Here is a 20,267-nt window from a genome sequence, read left to right on the forward strand (position 1 = left end):
GCCCCGTAGGGCAGGCTTCGCCTGCCGTGGGAGCTATCCGGTTGCACTATGTACCGTCCGCACGCGCAACTTTATGCACGCTCTCATGTACGTGACCATCCAAACAACCATTCATGCCGCCATACATGCAACAAGGGACCCGATACCAGGCGAGAACCGAAGGGCATTGAGGTTTGCCAGCGTTTCCACGGCAGGCCGAGCCTGCCCTACCAGAATCAGCCCCGTAGGGCAGGCTTCGCCTGCCGTGGGAGCTATCCGGTTGCACTATGTAAAATCCGCGCTGGCAACTTTATACGCGTTGCCATTCATGCCGCCATACATGCAACAAGGGACCCGATACCAGGCGAGAACCGAAGGGCATTGAGGTTTGCCAGCGTTTCCACGGCAGGCCAAGCCTGCCCTACCAGAATCGAGCGAACGCCGCGTAGGTCGGCACGAGCCGAACACCGGAAGCCTCGCCCGGCCCCAGCCAGATCAACCGATAGCTACCCGGGCATTGCGGAACAGGCGCATCCAAGGGCTATCTTCGCCCCACTCTGCCGGATGCCATGAGTTGGCCACCGTACGGAAGACCCGCTCCGGATGCGGCATCATCAGGGTTACCCGTCCATCAGCACTGGTTACACCTGTCATGCCCGCTTCGGAACCATTCGGGTTGGCCGGATACTGCTCAGTGACCTTGCCATAGTTATCCACGTAACGCAGCGCTACCTGACCTGAAGCATCCAGCTTACTGGCACCATCGGCAGCGGCAAATTCAACCCGGCCTTCGCCATGCGAAACAGCGATTGGCATACGTGAACCCTGCATGCCTTCGAACAGCAAGGAAGGAGACTTCTGTATTTCAACCATGCTGAAACGCGCTTCAAAACGTTCGGAACGATTGCTGACAAAACGTGGCCAGCCTTCGCTGCCTGGTATCAGGTCATGCAGGTTGGACAGCATCTGACAGCCGTTACAGACACCTAAGGATAAAGTGTCCTGTCGCGCAAAAAAGCGACTGAATTCGTCACGGGCGCGTGGGTTAAACAGAATGGATTTGGCCCAGCCTTCGCCGGCGCCAAGGACGTCCCCATAGGAGAAACCACCGCAGGCAGCAAGGGCCTGAAACTGATCCAGACTGACTCGACCAGACAGAATGTCGCTCATATGCACGTCAATGGCAGCAAAACCAGCACGGTCAAAAGCCGCAGCCATTTCATAATGGGAATTAACGCCCTGCTCTCGCAAGATAGCAACCTGAGGCGCGGTGCCTTTGCTGATATAAGGTGCAGCTACATCTTTATTAATATCAAAACTAAGCTCACTGTGCAGTCCAGGGTCCTGCTTGTCCTGCTTAGCTTTAAATTCTTCATCCGCGCATTCCGGATTATCGCGTAAACGCTGCATCTGGTCAGTGGTTTCTGCCCACACCGCACGCAGTCGGCTACGACTTTCATGCAGTACCTGCTGAGCGCCCTGGCTAATAACAAGATCATCACCAGCCTGAGCACGCCCAAGGTAAACCAGCATGTCGCTGATGCCCTGGTCAGCAAAAAGCTGCTGCAGGTTTTCAGCAGCGGCGGCAGGAACCTGCAGCACGGCACCCAGTTCTTCACTGAACAGCGCAGCTATAACGTCCTGATCTTCCGGCAATTGCACAGTCCAGCCACAATGTCCGGCAAAGGCCATTTCGGTCAGCGTAGTAAAAAGACCGCCATCGGAGCGATCGTGGTAAGCCTGTAGCTGCTGCTGTGCGACTAATTGCTGCACAATAGTAAAGAAAGCTTTTAAATCAGAGGCTTTGTCTAAGTCAGCGCTTTCTTTACCTAATTTGCGACAGACCTGTGCCAGCGCCGAGCCACCCAGGCGATTTTGACCACGGCCAAAGTCGACCAGCCACAGCTGACTGTCGCTGTCAGGCTGCAATTGAGGCGTAATGCTCTGGCGCACGTCAGTAACCCGGGCAAACGCAGAGATTACCAGTGACATAGGTGAGGTTACGGCTTTATCTTCGCCGTTTTCCTGCCAACGGGTTTTCATCGACATCGAGTCTTTGCCCACCGGAATGGTTAATTCCAGTTCCGGGCACAGCTCTTCGCCAACAGCTTTCACTGCTTCATAAAGCCCTGCGTCCTCACCCGGATGTCCGGCTGCTGCCATCCAGTTAGCGGATAACTTAATGCGTTTAAAGTCGCCAATCGGGTTGGCAGCGATATTCGTAATAGCTTCGGCCACAGCTAAACGTGCAGAAGCTGCATAGTTGAGTAAGGCAACCGGGGTACGTTCACCCATAGCCATAGCTTCACCGGCATAACTGTCATAGGAAGCTGCGGTGACACCGCAGTTTGCTACCGGGATCTGCCAGGGACCCACCATTTGATCGCGGGCCACCAGACCGGTAACGCTGCGATCGCCAATGGTAATCAAAAAGGTTTTCTCGGCGACTGCTGGCAAACGCAATACCCGTTCAATAGCGTCTTCAAGCCTAATGTGATGGCTACTGAAGTCATCGCCGTTAGCCTGCAGGCTTTGCACATCACGATGCATTTTAGGCGCTTTGCCTAACAGCACATCCAGTGGCATATCGACCGGGTTATTATCAAATACTTCATCGTATAGCTTAAGGTGTCGCTCTGCGGTGGCTTCACCGACGACAGCAAAAGGCGCTCTTTCCCGTTCACAAAGAGCCACAAAATCTGCCATACGTTCCGGCGCTATGGCCATTACATAACGTTCCTGAGACTCGTTACACCAGATAGCCAGTGGCGTCATGCCGGGTTCGTCGTTAGGGATAGCACGCAACTCAAAGTTACCGCCCCGCTCACCGTCATTCACCAGTTCTGGCATAGCGTTAGAAAGACCGCCTGCACCGACATCATGAATGAACACAATAGGGTTCTGTTCGCCCAGTTGCCAGCAACGGTCAATCACTTCCTGGCAGCGACGTTCAATTTCCGGGTTTTCCCGTTGTACGGAAGCAAAATCAAGTTCAGCTGAAGACTGACCCGATGCCATTGAAGAGGCCGCACCGCCGCCCAGGCCTATGTTCATAGCCGGGCCGCCTAAAACAACCAAAGGTGCCCCTACAGGAATTTCTTTCTTCTGCACGTGCTCTTCGCGGATGTTACCCAGACCGCCGGCGATCATAATAGGTTTATGATAACCACGAAGTTCCATACCGTTATGGCTGTTGACCATCTCTTCATAAGTACGGAAGTAACCAAGGATATTAGGTCGGCCGAATTCATTGTTAAACGCGGCCCCACCGAGTGGCCCTTCCAGCATAATATCCAGTGCAGTAACTATGCGATCGGGTTTGCCAAAGTCTTCTTCCCAGGGCTGTTCGAAGCCCGGAATACGCAGGTCAGATACCGTAAAACCAACCAGCCCCGATTTCGGTTTGGAACCTATACCGGTGGCCCCCTCATCGCGAATTTCACCACCTGACCCCGTGGCAGCGCCTGGGTAAGGCGAAATTGCAGTAGGATGATTATGAGTTTCAACCTTCATCAGAATATGAATATTTTCAGGATGGTAGCTATATTCACGCTCGGCGGCCGTGGGGAAAAAACGACCGGCTTCGGAGCCTGTCATCACCGCGGCATTATCTTTATAAGCAGAAAGCACAAAATCAGGCGTGGTCTTATAGGTGTTTTTAATCATCGCAAACAGAGATTTGCTCTGTTGTTCACCATTAATGGTCCAGTCAGCATTAAATATTTTATGCCGGCAATGCTCTGAGTTCGCCTGTGCGAACATATAGAGCTCGATATCATTAGGATTACGACCCAGCGCACGGAAATTATCTACCAGGTAATCAATTTCATCATCCGCCAGTGCCAGGCCCAGATCGATATTCGCATGCACCAGTGCTTCGCGACCCTGACTTAAAATATCGACATCGCTTAAAGGCTGCGGCTTAGCTTCCGCAAATAAAACCTGCGCCTGTGCAATACTGTCAAAGGTGCTTTCCGTCATCCGGTCATGTAAAAACAACTGTGCCTGTTGCCATTGCTGATCGGTCAGTTCGCCTTGTAAGCGGTATAAAATACCTCGCTCCAGACGGCGGACCGTATTCAGACCACAGTTATGCGCAATGTCAGTTGCCTTCGAAGACCATGGAGAAATGGTACCAAGGCGCGGTGTCACAAAAACCTCACGCCCTTCAACCTCATCACCCCGACGTGCCGGACCATAAGTCAGCAATTGCTTTAGTATTTCGGTCTGGGTCTGGTCAAGATCAGATTCTGTCTGATAGATATGAATAAATTCAGCACTAATAGCACTGACATTCAGACCTGCATTAGACAGGCGTTGAATTAACTTTTGTTGGCGAAAATCGGATAAGGCTGGGGCGCCACGCAGAATTTGCACTGGTCTGAACTCCGGTTTTGAGTGAGCAACGGTTTGGTGGCTCATGATTATAAAGAAAACGGTCACATTTTGCGACACAAATGACAATGCACCCGCGTTTCTGATCTGGTATAAATAGGGCTTACAGGATTACCTGAGATAAGTAGTAACAGCGAGGAGTTGCATGCGAAGCAGCCTGAATCAAATCAAAAACAAGAAGATAACCTCGCTTAGCCGCGCGTTAATCACTTTACTGGGCATCAGTGCCCTGCTCATGTTGCAAGGTTGTAATTCTGAGTCAGCAGCCAAAAACCAGCTCTATCAGATCGAAGAACGTGGTTATCTGCGGGTCGGCACTATTATGAATTCATCCAGCTACCATCTGGATGGCGAATTACCCACTGGCTTCGAATACGAGCTGGTCAGTTCTTTAGCCGAAGAACTGGGTGTAGAATTGCAGATTGTTGACGAAGTGCATATTGAACATCTTTTTCAGCGCCTCTACGACGGTGACGTTGATTTTCTGGCAGCGGGCCTGGATGTGACGGAGAAGCGCCGCCAGCGCATGCGTTTTACCCCCCCCTACCATATTGTTGAACAGCGCCTTATTTTTAAACAAGGTACTATGGAACGCCCGCGTAACTGGGAGCAGGTGGAAGGCGAGCTGGTAGTAGTCGCCGGAAGCAGCCACGAAGAATACCTGCAGGAAATAACTACTCAGTTTCCTAACCTGACCTGGCGCACCACCCGGCTTTATGATGCTGACGAGCTGTTAGAACAGGTTATCAATGAGGAAATTGACTTTACCATTGCCGATACCAATGTTCTGGATGTGAAGCGCCGTTATTATCCGGATTTGAGTGTCGCTTTTACCGTGCGTGACAGGGTGCCACTGGCCTGGGCTTTTACCGACAGCAGCGATGATTCACTTTACGCTGCAGCTATTGAGCATATTGGCAAACAGCACGAAAACGGCGAACTTATCAAACTGGTAGACCGCTATTTTGGTCATGTTCAGCAATTTAACTATGTCGACACCCAACTCTTTATTCAGGCGGTAAGTACCACACTACCTGAATATATTGAAATGTTTCAGCAGTATGCCGGAGACCTGGACTGGCGGTTACTGGCCGCTATCAGTTACCAGGAAAGTCACTGGGATCCTTGGGCCCGTTCTCCTACCGGAGTGCGCGGTATGATGATGCTGACCTTGCCGACCGCACGATCTATGGGGGTCCGCAGCCGTCTGGACGCCGAACAAAGTATTCGTGGTGGCGCCCGTTACCTGGCCCGCATGCACCAGCGCCTGCCGGCTCGCATTACTGAACCAGACCGCACCTGGTTTGCGCTGGCTGCATACAATGTTGGGCTTGGACATCTGAATGACGCCCGGGAACTTACCAGTCGCCAGGGTGGCGACCCGGATTACTGGGTTGATGTGCGTGCTCGTTTACCACTATTACGACAAAAACAATATTATAAAACCACACGCTTTGGTTACGCCCGCGGTAATGAACCTGTAACCTACGTCGGTAATATCCGACGCTATTACGATACTTTGCAATGGCTGGATGAACACGGGCGAATTCCCTACCCCGGACAAAGTGAATTAGCCCAGGCCGACGAAGAGGTGACAGAGTGAAAAGAACAGGTTCCTTAAACTTAAAGCGTGCACCCCGTATCATTCCAAACGAAAGACGTCGCCAGTTATGGCGGCGACACCGTTTACGCCTGATAGAGCGACGTGCAAAATGGTTTCATCAGGCCATAGCCCCGGGTGCTGAAACTAAGGATTCTGATTCTGAGGAGTAGCTGATTGCTTAAGCGCTTTACGCGCGGCCCGACGCTGGCGGAAAAAAGCCGACAGCCGATGGGAGCATTCATCCTGCAAAATACCGCTGGTAATAGCGACCTGGTGATTGAGCTTAGCATGCTGAACCAGGTTCAGCTGGCTACCACAGGCACCCGCTTTCGGGTCTGCTGCACCATAGACTAGCTGCGTAATACGACTATGTACCAGAAGTCCGGCACACATAGCGCAGGGCTCCAGCGTTACATATAGTGTGCAGTCTAATAAGCGATAATTGCCCAGTACAGCGGCGGCTTCACGTATCGCGAGCATTTCTGCATGGGCAGAAGGATCAGCCCGGGTAATAACCTGGTTGTAGCCTTCGCCGATGACTTTATCGCCATGCACCAGCACGGCTCCCACAGGCACTTCGCCCTGAGATTCCGCCTTAGCGGCCAGATCCAGCGCCTGACGCATGTAGTCTTCGTGATTAGGCATTAGAGGTTCGCTTTGATTAACCAGGACCGAATTATAACCAAAAAAAAAGCCCGCGTCCTGCGGGCTGGTCCCTTTATCTGTCCCTGCGCATCCTGTGCGTACATCCTGTAGTTCCAAGTGCTCCCTGCACATTATCCTTATTATTATGGCAACCCTGCCCTTTTTCTGTCCTTGCTTTGACATCCTTGCCAACATCCGTGCCACCAATAGCAATCCTTTTGCATGTAGCGCAATTCAGCCACATTGCTTTCTTTACATTGCAAAGGCTGCGCCAGTATTTAAAAACCGTTAAGTATCAATTACTTAAAATAAAAAGCGGCGATAAGGGGTTGTCTGAAGGCGCCAAAAATCATGCTTTGACGTCAACCGACGTCAGCTAAAATGTCATCACGCCATATAAAGAATACAGAATAACAGTCAAGAAAGCCGCGAGCAGTGCATAAGGCAACTGAGTTCTGACATGATCAATATGTTCAGTGCCTGCAGCAAGTGAAGCAATAATAGTGGTATCGCTAATAGGTGAGGAATGATCGCCGAAAATGCCCCCGGAAATAGCAGCAGCAATAAAGGGCGCTGGCGGAAGACCCAGAGACAATGCCAAAGGAATAGCCAGTGGCAACATAATAGCGAAAGTCCCCCAGCTGGATCCAATGGCAAAAGCAGTTATGGCTGACAGGATAAAAATAAGAGGTAGTAGCAGCCACAGGGGCATACTGCCATCCAGTAGTGAGGTTATGTAATCAGCGGTTCCCAGCATACGGGTCATATCACCCAGTGCCATCGCCAGCCATAAAATGACAGCCAAGGGTAGAATGCGGCGGGCGCCATTAAGCGCCGCTAAGGCAAGCACTGACCAGGAAGTCGACAGGGTCAGACGGCTGCTCAGGGTGGCGATCGTAAGAGCTAATAACACGGCGGTCAACACGCTGGTGGTGCCGGAGCCCTGCACTATGCTGCCACCGCCAGTCAACCAAAGCATGACCGGCACCATCACAATCATACTCAACAGGCTCAGACCTACGCCTCGTGCAGCACCGCTGTTATAACTAACCGCCTGTTGTTGTTCAGGTAATGACTGTGGCACAGCGCGCGCATCTGCTTTACGCATGGGGCCAAAACTCCAGCCACTCCAGGCCACCCAAAGCGCCAGCAATAAAGCCAGTATGGCGTAAAAGTTAAATAACAGAGACTGCGCAAAAGTGAGTAGCGGATTGGCAATATCCTGAGCACTGATAAGGCCCAGATTAAAAGCGCCCCAGGCATTCAACGGAATCAGAATACAGATTGGCGCGCAGGTAGAATCGATAATATAGGCCAGTTTTTCGCGCGACACGCCAAGGCGGTCATACAAAGGCCGTGATGTGGTGCCTGAAGTCATAATAGACACGTTTGACTCTATAAATACTACAACCCCAAGCAGCCAGGTGAACATGCGTGCTTTGCGGGGACTGTCAGCTAATTGTCGTTTTTCCAGAGCGCGTACAAAATGGGCAAAACTACCACCTCGTTCCAGTACGCCAAAAAGGGCCCCTATAGCGAGCGTAAAAGCCCATATTTGCAGGTTTGTGGTGTCCACCAGTGTGGTGGACAGCGAAATGACAGAACCAAGGGCGGCGCCCAGTATATCCGGCGAATGATACAGCCCATTGGCCAGTAACACGCCGCCCAGCAACGCCAGAATCACCCGCCGCGTCGCGATTGCAAATGCAATAGCTAACAGCGAAGGTAACAGACTTAACCAGCTACCCTCAATTGACATTATGTTTTCCATGCAGAAAAAAGACTGCTTGAACCTGTGAATTCATTGTCTTAAATACCTATTATTTCAGTCATCACACGATTACGCCCAGCCTCTTTGGCCTGATACAACATCGCATCGCTGCGTTTAAATAAAGAATCAAAATCAGTAGCCGGGCCCGCCACCCCAAAAGTCGCAGCTACCCGCACCCAACTATTCTCGGACGGTACCTGGATGTCTTCTAATTTAGCATGGATGCGCTGCGCGCAGCTCTCTGCATCAAGCAGGGTAACAGCCGGCAAGATAATAATAAATTCGTCACCACCGCTACGAATGGCTAAGTCAATATCCCGTATTGAATCCGTAATGGTTTGCGCAACTCGCTGTATAACTTGATCTCCAATATCATGACCATGACTGTCGTTAATAGTTTTAAAGAGATCAATATCCATCACGATCATGCACATATGCCTTTTATCCCGCTCGAGTACATTCACATGTTGGCCAAGCTTTTCTTCCAGCACCCGGCGGTTATAAAGCCCTGTCATAGGGTCAGTTAATGCCTGCTGTTCACGCTGCTCAATCAGATTAAAAATATAGAGGGTGTAAATGCCACCAAACATAGCTACAAAGCCAAGATTTTGAGCAATAACGAAGGTGAAACCATAAACTATTGGCTCTCTCGCTATCTGATCAATGATCAGCGTTACCAGATACGCCAATGTGGTAGTAATCAGCGAGGCCAAAAACAGACGATAACGCTTGCCATCTCTCGGCATGTAACGGAAAAAACTGAACACAGCCAAGAATAAAATGGCGCAGATATTCAAATAAAGAATACCTCGCATAGGCGCGTAATCGGTCTGTTCTGTCAGCGTTATCCAGGCCGCCAGACCGGTACCGATAATGACGGAGTGGGCCAGAGCCAGTGGACTTTTTAAAACGAATACGGGTTTGGTATAAAGGCTTCGTACGCCAAAATAAAGACTGTAGCAGGAGAGCAGAATAAGGCTGGAGTTAATCAATCCAGCTACAAAAGCACCTGCATTGCTATTTTGCATTACGGTGATAAAAAACATGCCGGTGGCAAGGAAGGCGAGCACATAAAAAGCAATGAAATTTTGCAGTGCAATCCGACTCTCGAATCTATCAGGTTTAGGAATGCTATATAAGTAAAGTGCGCATATCAGGCTAATGGCCAGGCTTAAGAACGTTGAGAAAAATCCAATATTCATCTGCAATCCAAATGTAGTGCGGCACACCATTTAGGTATGCCGCGGCTAATCGCTAGTCACTCAACCAATGGAGCAGAGACTATTCCCATTCAATAGTTGCCGGCGGTTTACCAGAAATATCATAAACAACGCGGGAGATGCCACTGATTTCATTGATAATGCGGTTAGACACCCGTTCCAGTAATTCATACGGCAGGTGGGCCCAGCGCGCTGTCATGAAGTCTATGGTTTCTACAGCCCGAACGGCAATCACCCAGTCGTATTTACGGGCATCGCCCATAACACCCACCGAGCGCACCGGCAGGAACACAGCAAAGGCCTGACTGACTTTGTCGTACCAACCTGAGTTACGTAGCTCTTCAATGAAAATCGCATCGGCACGGCGCAGCAGGTCGCAATATTCTTTTTTCACCTCCGCCAGCACACGTACGCCCAAACCAGGACCAGGGAACGGATGGCGGTACAACATGTCGTACGGCAAACCCAGTTCGAGACCGATTTTGCGCACTTCGTCTTTGAATAACTCACGTAACGGCTCAACCAGTGACATTTTCATGTCCGCAGGCAAACCGCCCACATTATGGTGCGACTTGATCACGTGAGCTTTGCCGGTTTTAGAACCTGCTGATTCAATGACATCCGGATAAATGGTGCCCTGGGCTAACCAGCTGACATCTTTAATCTGGCTGGCCTGCTCGTCAAATACTTCAATAAACACCCGGCCAATGGCTTTACGTTTCAACTCCGGGTCGGTAACGTCGGCGAGTTGGTCAAGGAAGCGGTCTTCGGCATCGACACGAATAATATTGAGGCCAAAATGGTCGCCAAACATTTCTATGACCTGATCGCCTTCGTTCAAACGCAACAGGCCGTTATCTACAAATACACAGGTCAACTGAGTGCCAATGGCTTTGTGCAGCAACATCGCAGTGACCGAAGAATCAACACCACCGGATAAGCCCAGAATGACTTTGTCTTTGCCGACCTGTTCACGAATCCGTTCAATCGCATCATCAATAATAGTCGCTGGCGTCCATAGTTTTTCACAACCACAGATGTCATAGACAAAATGCTCTAGCATGCGCAGCCCCTGACGGGTATGGGTCACTTCCGGGTGGAACTGGATACCGTAAAAATGACGTTCAGTGTCGGCCATAGCCGCATGCGGGCAGGTTTTAGTGCGCGCGACTGTGGCAAAACCGGCCGGAATTTCAATTACCTTATCACCATGACTCATCCACACATCAAGCAGCGGCTTGCCGTCTTCACTGACCGCATCTTCGATGTTTTTGAACAGCTCACTTTCTCTGACACGCTCAACCTGCGCATAACCAAACTCACGTTCGTCGGAACCTAATACTTTGCCACCGAGCTGAGCCGCCATAGTCTGCATGCCATAACAGACACCAAGCACAGGCACACCCGCTTCAAACACGTAATCTGGAGCTCGGGGTGAACCGGGTTCAGGTACGCTCTCCGGACCGCCGGAAAGTATAATGCCCTGCGGATTAAAAGCTTTAATATCTTCAGCATCGACGTCCCAGGCCCAGAGTTCACAATACACGCCAATTTCACGAATGCGACGCGCGATAAGCTGCGTGTACTGTGAACCAAAATCGAGGATAAGAATGCGGTGTTGATGAATATCAGTGGTCATGTGTTCTCTCGTTTTAATTTCATTTCGGGCAGGCGCGGCCTGCCATCAGATGTAGCGTGGCGGCAGGCAAAGCCTGCCCTACGATTTTCAGATATCGCGCAGAAGCGAGCGTGCGATTTTAACCTAAACGATAGTTCGGTGCTTCTTTGGTAATTTGCACATCATGCACATGGGATTCACCCATACCTGCCGAAGTCACCCGAACAAACTGCGGTTTAGTACGTAACGTCTGTATATCAGCGGAACCGGTAAGCCCCATTGCCGAGCGTAAACCGCCCATTTGCTGATGGATAATAGTGGCCATAGGGCCTTTATAAGCAACCCGACCTTCAATGCCCTCAGGAACCAGTTTTTCCGCCTGATTGCTGCTCTGGAAATAGCGGTCTGACGAGCCATGGCTCTGATTCATAGCGCCCAGGCTCCCCATACCACGGTAGGACTTGTAATAACGTCCCTGGTAGAGTTCGACTTCACCTGGCGATTCTTCGGTCCCAGCCAGCATGCTGCCTACCATCACACAACTAGCGCCGGCAGCTATAGCTTTGGCGATATCACCAGAGAAACGTATGCCACCATCGGCAATAACTGGAATATCACGGTCCTGCAGAGCTTCAACGGCATCCGCAATAGCCGTGATTTGCGGAACACCGCAGCCGGTCACAATACGGGTGGTACAAATAGAACCCGGACCAATACCGACTTTAACACCATCCACACCGGCGTCTGCCAGCGCGATAGCGCCATCTTTAGTGGCCACATTGCCAGCAATAATCTGGATATCAGGGAAGTTCTTGCGTACCCAGCGAACCCGTTCGAGAACACCTTCCGAATGGCCATGGGAAGTATCGATTAAAATAATGTCAACGCCGACATCCACCAAAGCGGCAACCCGTTCTTCGGTACCAGCACCCACACCAACGGCGGCGCCGACACGCAGACGGCCCTGCTCGTCTTTACAGGCGATAGGTTTATTCGCTGCTTTTTCAAAATCTTTCAGCGTAATCATGCCCAGCAGGCTATGGTCGTCGTTCACCACCAGAATTTTTTCAATGCGATGCTGATGCATTAAGGCCAGGATTTGTTCACTTTTGGCATTACTTTTAACAGTGACGAGGCGCTCTTCAGGGGTCATCACATCAGACACATTCTTGTGATTATCATCTTCAAAACGAGTATCGCGGCCGGTTACAATACCCACAAGGCGGTTGCCTTTGACCACAGGAAATCCCTGAAAACCATGTTCGGCAGCCAGTGCTTTAACCTGCTGAATGGTCATATCGGGAGTTACGGTCACGGGGTCAGAAACAATGCCGCTTTCGTATTTTTTCACTTTGCGCACATGAGCAGCCTGTTCGCTGATACTCATATTTTTATGAATGAAACCAATACCGCCTTCCTGCGCCAGAGCAATGGCAAGGTTGGCTTCGGTCACAGTATCCATGGCAGAGGACACCATAGGGATGTTGAGCTCAATGCTGCGCGTTAAGCGTGTTCTTAAGTCAGCAGTATGAGGAAGTACAGTCGAGTGACCAGGGACGAGTAAAACGTCGTCAAAAGTCAGGGCTTCTTGAGCAATTCTTAGCATAGCAACATCTCTCTAATGACAGGAAGGAGCGGGATCAATGTTGCGGCGGTATTTTACTCATCTCGCCGCCTCCAGTAAACTAGTTTTTTATTTTTATCAGCAGGCAGGCTTATTTGTGTTTAATTCAACACCCCCGGATTCCGGCAGCCAGACCATATACAGCGTATCTAAACTCAACGTAGCGGTGCGTAGATTGCTGGAAGGTCACTTTGGCCAAATCTGGTTAGTGGGCGAAGTTTCCAATTTTTCTGCACCGGCTTCCGGTCACTGGTACTTTACGCTGAAAGATGAACGCGCTCAGGTGCGCTGCGCCATGTTCAAAAACGCCAATCGTAACGTACAAATTCCAGTAGCGTCCGGTAAACAGGTACTGGTACGCGCTAAACCTGCTCTTTACGAACCCCGTGGTGATTACCAGTTAATTGTTGAACATCTGGAAGATGCCGGCGTTGGATTACTGCAGCAGCAGTTTGAAGCCTTAAAAACGAAACTGGCGGCAGAAGGTTTATTTGCCAGTGAACATAAACGGGCGCTGCCAGAGCAGATTCGCAAGGTAGGCATTATCACCTCTCCCACTGGCGCCGCCTTGCATGATGTATTGTCCGTACTGGCACGCCGCGACCCTTCTGTTGAAGTTATTGTCTACCCCACCCAGGTACAGGGCGAGAATGCCCCTGGGCAGCTGCTGATGGCACTCAACGATGCCAACCGGCGTAATGAGGTGGATGTACTACTACTGACCCGTGGCGGTGGCTCTCTGGAAGATCTATGGTGCTTTAACGACGAAACCCTGGCCCGTGCTGTATTTACCAGCCGCCTACCCGTAGTCGCAGCGGTTGGCCATGAGGTGGATTTCTCCATCGCAGACTTTGTCGCTGACTTACGGGCCGCCACTCCATCGGCTGCAGCTGAACTGGTCAGTCGTGATCGCAGTCACCTGCGCCAGCAACAACAGCAAATGGCGCAACGTCTGTGGCGCGCATGGCGCAGTTATCTGCAACAGCTGCAACAGCAACAAAGTTATTTGCAACAACGCTTACAACCACTGCATCCACAACAACAGTTGCAGCAGCAACAACAACGCCTGGATGATAACCGGCTGCGCCTGCAACAGAGCTGGCAACGGGCATTGACGCTTAAGCAGCAGCACCAGCAAAATCTGCAGCAACGCCTGTGGCAAAAACAGCCAGGCAAAGACGTGCAGCGACTGGATGAGAAGTTACAGGGCCTGATACAGCGCCAGCAACGTGCTATGACCCAGTTACTGCAGCAAAAACAACAACAGGCGGCCCGTCATGCGCATGCACTGCAACTCGTCAGTCCCTTAGAAACTCTGAGTCGGGGATACAGCATCAGCTTTACCGAATCAGGCGAGGTGATCAAAAGCGCCGGGCAAGTAAAACCCGGCGCTACTATCCGTAACAAACTGGCGGATGGCGAACTGCTAAGTCAGGTGATCAGCAGCTCGTCAGAGAAAAATTAATGCTGCTCGTTATCTGTCGCAGTATTTTTTGCCGCATTTTTGTCACTCAGAACTGACTGAATACGTATTGGCCCTTCATCGCTGCCCGCCTGATGCAAATGCACGTCCATCTGCGGAAAGGGAATGCCAATACCGTTTTCATCCAGGCGGATTTTGATTTTTTCCATCATATCCCAATACACCGGCCAGTAATCAGCGCTATCCACCCAGGGCCGCACAATCAGGTTAACCGAAGAATCGCCCAGCTCAGTCACCGCCACTCTTGGTTCGGGATCCGGCAATACACGCTCATCTTCGTTAATAACCTGCATCAGTACTTCTTTGGTTTTCTTCAGGTCCGCGGCATAAGACACCCCAATAACCATATCAACCCGCCGGGTTGGCTGCCGGGAGTAATTAGTGATGGGGCTATTGGTAATTTGCGAATTCGGCACTGTCACTACCTTATTATCCGGTGTTTTCAATACCGTGTTAAAAAGCTCAATACTCAGTACTGTGCCCGCAATATTGCCCGCTTCTACATAGTCACCGGAATAAAAAGGCCGGTAAATCATAATCAACACACCAGACGCAAAGTTAGATAGTGAACCTTGTAAAGCCAGGCCTACGGCTAAACCCGCCGCACCCAGAATGGCGATAAAAGAGGTGGTCTGAATGCCAACGTGAGACAACGCCATCAACAAGGCAGCTACTACGATAATGGTACGCAGTATACCGACCAGGAAGGATACTACGGCATTGTCTATCTGGCTCTTATCCAGACGCCGTATCATGGTGCGGCCAATGGCCTTTGAAATCACAAAACCACCAACAATGATCATCAGGGCAATAAGCAGGCGGCCCACATAATAAAAAATACCGGCCTGATTTTCCTGAAACCAGAGAATCACATCATTCATGAAAAATCCTTATAAAATCTGAGTATGAATATCAGCTTACCCGAAGACGAAAGCCATGCAAGTCAGGACATGATTAGAAGGTAAAGTTTAAACGTTGAGTCTGACGTGCTTCAGGCGGTAAAACGTCCATCAGGTTACGAATGGCTCTGGGTGCTTCCGGCGGAGGATTAATACTGAATTCAGCGCGTGCACCCTGCGCCCAGATTTCCGCATCTGCGGTTAAACCCAGTCGGTTAGCATCGTCTAACAGCGCTATAATACGCCCATTTTCACAGTTCAGATCAGCATTGAAGTCACCCAGTTCTTCCCAGTTACGTCCTATTTGCAGGGCGGCATTGTTAACCTGTACCTGACCATTGAGTTCACTGCACAGCGGCTGCCCCCATTGATAGTGAGTGAGGTTCAGGGAGAACTCCCCCTGCAGCGCAAAGGGGCTGGGCACCGGGCTCAAAGTCGCCAAATCAGCCACTCGCCCATGCAGATTAAGGGCTTCAACTGCAAGCGTGGAAGAACTCATACGCAGCTCTCCCTGACCGGTTATTATATTGTCCGGGTGATCACCAATGTGAAGTGACACCTGAGCGCGCCCCACCACCAGTGCGAGCGGACTCAAACGCCAGTCTATCTCGCGCAGGGTGATATCCTGCACACGTAAGGTACCGATTTGTCCTGACCATATACTGCCCGACACAGCGCCCCATTCGACTTCAGCTGGCGGCTGTACAAACTGCAGCACAAAACGTGCGGGTAACAATACCACCAGAGCCACCAGATAGATAAATACCAGTAACCCAATAATGCCCCATTTATTCACTAACCAGCCCTCACTTGCAAACGGCGTACACGCACCACGCCCGCTTCATCGGTTTCCGCCAAATCCATCACATCGATCTGCACCTGCCGCTCAGCAAGAGCGGCAAGAAACTCCAGAAAATCATCAAAGTCAGCCTCATTAAAAACTATCAGCAGCGCTTCACCCTGAGGCTGTATACGCGATATCTCCAGCTCCAGTTCGGAACTGACCTGGTTGATGTACTGAGTTAACTGATTGCTGCTCAGCGCATTAACCTGGGGCGTATCCTGTTCCCGTAACTGCTTCACCCGCTGTGTATTTTCGCTGACCCAGCGCAATGTTTCCTGTTGTACCGCCACACTGCGTTCAGTCTGTTCAATGCCTTGCTGTAACGGTTGCCACACCACAAACCAGAAGAAAGCGATAATCAGTACCAGGCTCAGTCCTGCCAGCAGTCGCTGTTCGCGAGTCTCGCGTTGATTCCACCAATGCAAGGCGCGGGTTCTGTAGGCCTGTATATGCTTTTTCATGAGCCACTCCGTATAATTAGCGTTCCTGCTATCTGCCCGCTGCGACTGGTCAATTGCCCCTGTTCGATATCCAATTGCTGTTCCCGGGCCAGTTCCTGAAAACGCTCAAAAGCGAGAAAATTCTCGGCATTTGCCTGCACTCTGAGTTCATTGCGGTTGCGGTCAAACTGTAACAGCGTAACTTCCAGTTCGCTGGCATCAAAAGCCGGAGCCAATTGCTGCAATAGCCGCAACACATCACTACGACCACCGCCACCCTGCAGTTGCTCCAGATGCCGGGTAAGCTGAGCCCGCACATTCACTATCCGGGTCTCATCCGGAAATGCATCGCGATAAGTCTGCTCAATAGCAGCGGTCAACTGGCTGTGCTGTTGCTGTAATTGCAACCGGTAAAGCCCCTTTTCAGCAAAAACCAAAGTAAGTAACACTGCGGCCGCAATAGCTGGCCAGCGCCAGATTGACCACTGGTTGTTTTTTTTCTGACGCCCTTTAAAGTCGCCTTGCATGAGGTCAATACAACCGGCTGCGGGTATATTCAAAGCCAGTGATAAAGGGTTGGTTTCCTCAGCTGACACCAGTTCAGACGGAGCGTGCGGCCATTCTACCTCGCCCCAGCAGCGTATACGCTGCGGTGGTTCCAGTTCATCACTAAAAAGCCCAGCCAGCTCGGCAAAAAGACCGGCTTCGATAGCAAAACCACGCCATTTTTCATGTCGCACGATAATATCATCGTCAATGCGCACCGCACTCCATTCGTCTTGAGTCATCGGTAGCATATAAAGATCGGGAATAATTTCCTGGTATTCAAGACCGGCTTCATGCAGCCAGCTCTGCCACTCTGCAATTTGTTTTTTAGCCACTACCGCTACCGGTAAAGGGGCATCTTTTTGGGCAGGAATACGCCAGCAAAAATGTAATTCAGCAATATCCTGCGCCAGCTCTTCTTCCAGTGCGTAAGGTACTACCTGCGCCAGATGTCGGCGCGAACCAGGGGGGAGCTGTAAAGTATGAAAAGCAATTTCAGTACTGGCGCAAAGTACCAATAGGCGGGCTCCCTGACTGACACTTCTTAGTTGCCCAAGCTCCGCTGCCGATTCCAGGGTACCGCTTTGTAGCTCAGCGTTGTTGTGGTGGTCCCATAACAACCAGGGCACATTGCGCTGATATTGTCCGGCTAAGCGTATTATTAAAGTTTTAGTCATTCCAGTCATATCCTCGCCGTGAGCGATGCAGGGTCCTTGCTTCGCCTTCTCTTACCTGCAGCTTAGAAACGGCGAAAAATTCTATCTCACCATACTGAATTGCTGCACGTAATTCAAAATACTCACTCGTTACACTCAACATATCGCTACCTGGTGGTGCATTGGTTGAGTTTGGATCAATCGCCTGTATTTCAGGCTGGTCTATCACTTCGTCGGTAGCCGCAAAACCATCATCGGGACGAGCTGCCAACACATTAGCGGCACTTTGTACGTCCAGACGACCACCAAACACAGCACTTAATAACTCAGGTTGTTCCGCGTCAATGGTATTAATATTGGGCTGCCACTCAGCCACTCCGGGAATCACACACACATAGGGTCTGATCACTTCGTAAACTTCGCGTGTATAGCCCTGAATCTGACGTAAGTCAGAAACATGATTAAGCAACGCATTGGCGGCCTGATAAGGCCGCGGCAAAGATTCATAATCCGCATCCTCAGCTCCGTACTGATTGATCAATTGATTATCCTCATCCAGCCAGTCAGTCAGTGTAGCCGCCAGTCTTCGGCTTGTGTACTCATCAAACTCCAGAGCTTCAAGCAAAGCACGATAACTTTCATCTATTAATTCGTAAGTCGCGGTGTCGTTCGGGTCACGAAACATAGCATTCAGATTAAAACAGCTCTGCAGGTCATACACAGTACCTGCTATATATCCGCCCTCTACCGGGTAAGGTCCCTGCTGAGTCGCCCAGTTCTGATTCAGATGTATGGTTTCATCTTCTTCCTGCTCGGCCAGTAATACCTGACGCACCAGTTCTTCGGCACTTAACCAGTGCCAATAGGCTTGTTCTGACTGCTGCACTGCCATCACGCGGTCAATCTGGCCTTTCAGCCGACCCCCCATGCTGACCGCAATAACAGCCACCAGTGCTATTACCAGCAATACCATGACCAGAGCGACGCCCCGTTGTCGTGCACAAATACTCATGGTGTTGCTGCCTCCAACTGTGCCTTACCCGAGGTCAGAAACAGGCGCTCAATATAGCCATACTCTTCCAGAGTAATTTGCACTACAACGATTTGCGGTAGTTCACCGGGCCTGTTCCAGGTATTTATACTTTCACCGTCATGCAAATAAGCTATCCGGAAATCCTCTACCCCATGCAGTAAATCCTGCACATAAGGACGCGCGCTAACATCATCAACATAGGTATTATAAATACGCTGAAGCACATTATCGCGTACCCTGTATAAAACTGGTTGTAAAGTAGAACGAGGTAGCTGTGCATTGGGATTGCTCCAGCCCGCCCTGACAAAAGCCAGTCCGTCCATATCGCTATCCAGAGTACGGCCGTCTGAGAGCACAAATATATCACGCTGCTCCTGCGGCACTGCACGTACCGGGCGTCTCACCATCTGGCGTACATCCCGTTCCAGCATTAACATGGCAAACTGCACTTCATTAAGTGCCTGCTGTCGTTCTTTACTGCGCGCATCGCTGTCAGTCATCTGACTCAGCACCGTATAACTGGCCAGGCCGATCAATGCAAAAATGAGCATAGCTACCAGCAACTCCACCAGCGTGAAACCTCTAGTTCTCATCGTCGCCCCACGAAGCCGCTTAAGCGAGACTCTTCCGGCCCATCTTCACTACTGCGCACGATAATAGTCACTTCGCGTAAATCGCTGGTCACCGTTTCCACCACCTGCTGTTCCCAATACCAGGTACGGTTAGCCAACTCAGCGCTACCGGATTGCTCGTTCTGCGGAGGCCAACGATCGCTGTAATGAACTTCGGCCATGCGGTTGGCAGCCACCATAGTGGCAAAGGTACGCTGCTCCAGGTAACCAATACTACGCAAGTGCTCACTGGACACCTGCAACGCCGCCAGCGCAGCCATGGCGAAGATGCTCATAGCCAGCATTACTTCAATCAGGGTAAAACCTTTATCTTTCATGGCTCTTCCGTCACCAGCAGGGTATGCAGACCATCATTGCCATCAACCCAGTAGGAATAGCCTTGAAAAAGCGGATGAAAGGCAACCTGAAACGGTATGAAATCGGTACTTTCAAATATCAATAAACCTGGCTGAGGTCTGTCTTCATCGCGATCACGATCACCTGGTGCAAAAACAGCGCTGCGGTCACCGTCAATAATATTATCCAGTATGGCGAAGTCGCCGAGCTGCAATTCCATAGCAAGGTCTTCAGGTAACTGAACTTCCTGCAAGGGTGGTTCGCTAAGTAACTGCCACTGGCCCTGAGACCAGCGATAGAAGGTATATCCGCTTTCTTTAATATCAACGCCTATCACCCAGTTTCGTAACAATGCGGTTTGCCGGGCGTGGTTGATTTTCTCTTTAAATACAACCGCGGCATCCTGAGCTGAACTGCCGCTTCTTTGGGGCGGCATGGTATACACCACAGCGCCGGCCATTATCCCCAGCAGCAGTACCACTATCATTATTTCCAGCAACGTAAAGCCACGTTGCTGATGCCTGGCCAGGTTATGCATAAACT

17 protein-coding genes are annotated in these 20,267 nt (G+C 50.8%); 3 read left to right on the forward strand and 14 right to left on the reverse strand.

The window, feature by feature from the left end:
* Positions 1-474: 474 nt before the first annotated feature.
* Positions 475-4,356 (reverse strand): phosphoribosylformylglycinamidine synthase, encoded by a 3,882-nt coding sequence (gene purL / locus CWE09_RS06825; protein ID WP_126803229.1) that lies wholly within the window; start codon positions 4,354-4,356, stop codon positions 475-477.
* Positions 4,357-4,519: 163 nt separating this feature from the next.
* Between purL and mltF the strand changes: the two genes are divergently transcribed.
* Together mltF and CWE09_RS14155 are read left to right on the forward strand one after the other, a co-directional pair.
* On the forward strand, positions 4,520-5,977 hold the full coding sequence (gene mltF / locus CWE09_RS06830) for a membrane-bound lytic murein transglycosylase MltF (RefSeq protein ID WP_126803230.1): 1,458 nt from the start codon (positions 4,520-4,522) through the stop codon (positions 5,975-5,977).
* Entirely contained in the window at positions 5,974-6,147 is a 174-nt protein-coding gene (locus CWE09_RS14155; RefSeq protein WP_157982827.1) for a hypothetical protein, read from the forward strand. Before mltF ends, CWE09_RS14155 begins: the two co-directional genes overlap by 4 nt.
* Here the strand turns inward: CWE09_RS14155 and tadA are convergent.
* The 5 genes from tadA to guaB form a co-directional block, all read right to left on the reverse strand.
* Positions 6,122-6,622: a tRNA adenosine(34) deaminase TadA gene (gene tadA / locus CWE09_RS06835; protein ID WP_126803231.1), complete on the reverse strand. Its 501-nt coding sequence runs from the start codon at positions 6,620-6,622 to the stop codon at positions 6,122-6,124. The two genes, CWE09_RS14155 and tadA, sit on opposite strands and share 26 nt — an antisense overlap.
* Before the next feature lie 376 nt (positions 6,623-6,998).
* Positions 6,999-8,381, reverse strand: coding sequence for a Na+/H+ antiporter NhaC family protein (locus CWE09_RS06840; protein WP_126803232.1), 1,383 nt, complete (start codon positions 8,379-8,381; stop codon positions 6,999-7,001).
* Positions 8,382-8,431: 50 nt separating this feature from the next.
* Complete coding sequence (locus tag CWE09_RS06845) at positions 8,432-9,595, reverse strand: GGDEF domain-containing protein (RefSeq protein ID WP_157982828.1); 1,164 nt, start codon at positions 9,593-9,595, stop codon at positions 8,432-8,434.
* A 79-nt stretch (positions 9,596-9,674) separates the two neighbouring features.
* A complete protein-coding gene (guaA, locus tag CWE09_RS06850) occupies positions 9,675-11,252 on the reverse strand; it encodes a glutamine-hydrolyzing GMP synthase (protein ID WP_126803234.1) in 1,578 nt (525 codons plus the stop codon).
* Positions 11,253-11,370: 118 nt separating this feature from the next.
* Positions 11,371-12,837 (reverse strand): IMP dehydrogenase, encoded by a 1,467-nt coding sequence (gene guaB / locus CWE09_RS06855; protein ID WP_126803235.1) that lies wholly within the window; start codon positions 12,835-12,837, stop codon positions 11,371-11,373.
* A gap of 115 nt (positions 12,838-12,952) precedes the next feature.
* Between guaB and xseA the strand changes: the two genes are divergently transcribed.
* The gene (xseA, locus tag CWE09_RS06860) at positions 12,953-14,320 is read left to right on the forward strand and encodes an exodeoxyribonuclease VII large subunit (RefSeq protein WP_241974314.1); all 1,368 of its coding nucleotides are present in this window, start codon (positions 12,953-12,955) and stop codon (positions 14,318-14,320) included.
* Here the strand turns inward: xseA and CWE09_RS06865 are convergent.
* The 8 genes from CWE09_RS06865 to CWE09_RS06900 all read right to left on the reverse strand — a co-directional run bounded on the left by CWE09_RS06865 (position 14,317) and on the right by CWE09_RS06900 (position 20,262).
* A complete protein-coding gene (locus CWE09_RS06865; RefSeq protein WP_126803237.1) occupies positions 14,317-15,219 on the reverse strand; it encodes a mechanosensitive ion channel family protein in 903 nt (300 codons plus the stop codon). The genes xseA and CWE09_RS06865 overlap by 4 nt on opposite strands.
* A gap of 73 nt (positions 15,220-15,292) precedes the next feature.
* Positions 15,293-16,033: a type II secretion system protein N gene (locus tag CWE09_RS06870; RefSeq protein ID WP_126803238.1), complete on the reverse strand. Its 741-nt coding sequence runs from the start codon at positions 16,031-16,033 to the stop codon at positions 15,293-15,295.
* The gene (gene gspM, locus CWE09_RS06875; protein WP_126803239.1) at positions 16,033-16,542 is read right to left on the reverse strand and encodes a type II secretion system protein GspM; all 510 of its coding nucleotides are present in this window, start codon (positions 16,540-16,542) and stop codon (positions 16,033-16,035) included. The genes CWE09_RS06870 and gspM overlap by 1 nt, the downstream gene beginning before the upstream one ends.
* Positions 16,539-17,744 carry a type II secretion system protein GspL gene (gene gspL / locus CWE09_RS06880; RefSeq protein ID WP_157982829.1) on the reverse strand — a complete coding sequence of 402 codons (1,206 nt, stop codon included), beginning with the start codon at positions 17,742-17,744 and terminating at the stop codon, positions 16,539-16,541. Before gspL ends, gspM begins: the two co-directional genes overlap by 4 nt.
* Positions 17,737-18,735, reverse strand: coding sequence for a type II secretion system minor pseudopilin GspK (gene gspK, locus CWE09_RS06885; RefSeq protein ID WP_126803241.1), 999 nt, complete (start codon positions 18,733-18,735; stop codon positions 17,737-17,739). Before gspK ends, gspL begins: the two co-directional genes overlap by 8 nt.
* Positions 18,732-19,349: a type II secretion system minor pseudopilin GspJ gene (gspJ, locus tag CWE09_RS06890; RefSeq protein ID WP_126803242.1), complete on the reverse strand. Its 618-nt coding sequence runs from the start codon at positions 19,347-19,349 to the stop codon at positions 18,732-18,734. Before gspJ ends, gspK begins: the two co-directional genes overlap by 4 nt.
* On the reverse strand, positions 19,346-19,705 hold the full coding sequence (gene gspI / locus CWE09_RS06895) for a type II secretion system minor pseudopilin GspI (protein WP_126803243.1): 360 nt from the start codon (positions 19,703-19,705) through the stop codon (positions 19,346-19,348). The genes gspJ and gspI overlap by 4 nt, the downstream gene beginning before the upstream one ends.
* Positions 19,702-20,262: a pilus assembly FimT family protein gene (locus CWE09_RS06900; protein ID WP_126803244.1), complete on the reverse strand. Its 561-nt coding sequence runs from the start codon at positions 20,260-20,262 to the stop codon at positions 19,702-19,704. Before CWE09_RS06900 ends, gspI begins: the two co-directional genes overlap by 4 nt.
* Positions 20,263-20,267 lie beyond the last annotated feature (5 nt).

The sequence above is a fragment of the Aliidiomarina minuta genome, from assembly GCF_003987145.1.
Classification (GTDB): domain Bacteria; phylum Pseudomonadota; class Gammaproteobacteria; order Enterobacterales; family Alteromonadaceae; genus Aliidiomarina; species Aliidiomarina minuta.

What these genes read in the sequence shown, in the direction of transcription:
- mltF (WP_126803230.1), top strand. Translation starts at nt 4,520, where the DNA reads ATGCGAAGCAGCCTGAATCAAATCAAAAACAAGAAGATAACCTCGCTT.
- tadA (WP_126803231.1), bottom strand. Translation starts at nt 6,622, where the DNA reads ATGCCTAATCACGAAGACTACATGCGTCAGGCGCTGGATCTGGCCGCT.
- CWE09_RS06840 (WP_126803232.1), bottom strand. Translation starts at nt 8,381, where the DNA reads ATGTCAATTGAGGGTAGCTGGTTAAGTCTGTTACCTTCGCTGTTAGCT.
- CWE09_RS06845 (WP_157982828.1), bottom strand. Translation starts at nt 9,595, where the DNA reads ATGAATATTGGATTTTTCTCAACGTTCTTAAGCCTGGCCATTAGCCTG.
- guaA (WP_126803234.1), bottom strand. Translation starts at nt 11,252, where the DNA reads ATGACCACTGATATTCATCAACACCGCATTCTTATCCTCGATTTTGGT.
- guaB (WP_126803235.1), bottom strand. Translation starts at nt 12,837, where the DNA reads ATGCTAAGAATTGCTCAAGAAGCCCTGACTTTTGACGACGTTTTACTC.
- CWE09_RS06865 (WP_126803237.1), bottom strand. Translation starts at nt 15,219, where the DNA reads ATGAATGATGTGATTCTCTGGTTTCAGGAAAATCAGGCCGGTATTTTT.
- gspM (WP_126803239.1), bottom strand. Translation starts at nt 16,542, where the DNA reads ATGAAAAAGCATATACAGGCCTACAGAACCCGCGCCTTGCATTGGTGG.
- gspL (WP_157982829.1), bottom strand. Translation starts at nt 17,744, where the DNA reads ATGACTAAAACTTTAATAATACGCTTAGCCGGACAATATCAGCGCAAT.
- gspK (WP_126803241.1), bottom strand. Translation starts at nt 18,735, where the DNA reads ATGAGTATTTGTGCACGACAACGGGGCGTCGCTCTGGTCATGGTATTG.
- gspJ (WP_126803242.1), bottom strand. Translation starts at nt 19,349, where the DNA reads ATGAGAACTAGAGGTTTCACGCTGGTGGAGTTGCTGGTAGCTATGCTC.
- gspI (WP_126803243.1), bottom strand. Translation starts at nt 19,705, where the DNA reads ATGAAAGATAAAGGTTTTACCCTGATTGAAGTAATGCTGGCTATGAGC.
- CWE09_RS06900 (WP_126803244.1), bottom strand. Translation starts at nt 20,262, where the DNA reads ATGCATAACCTGGCCAGGCATCAGCAACGTGGCTTTACGTTGCTGGAA.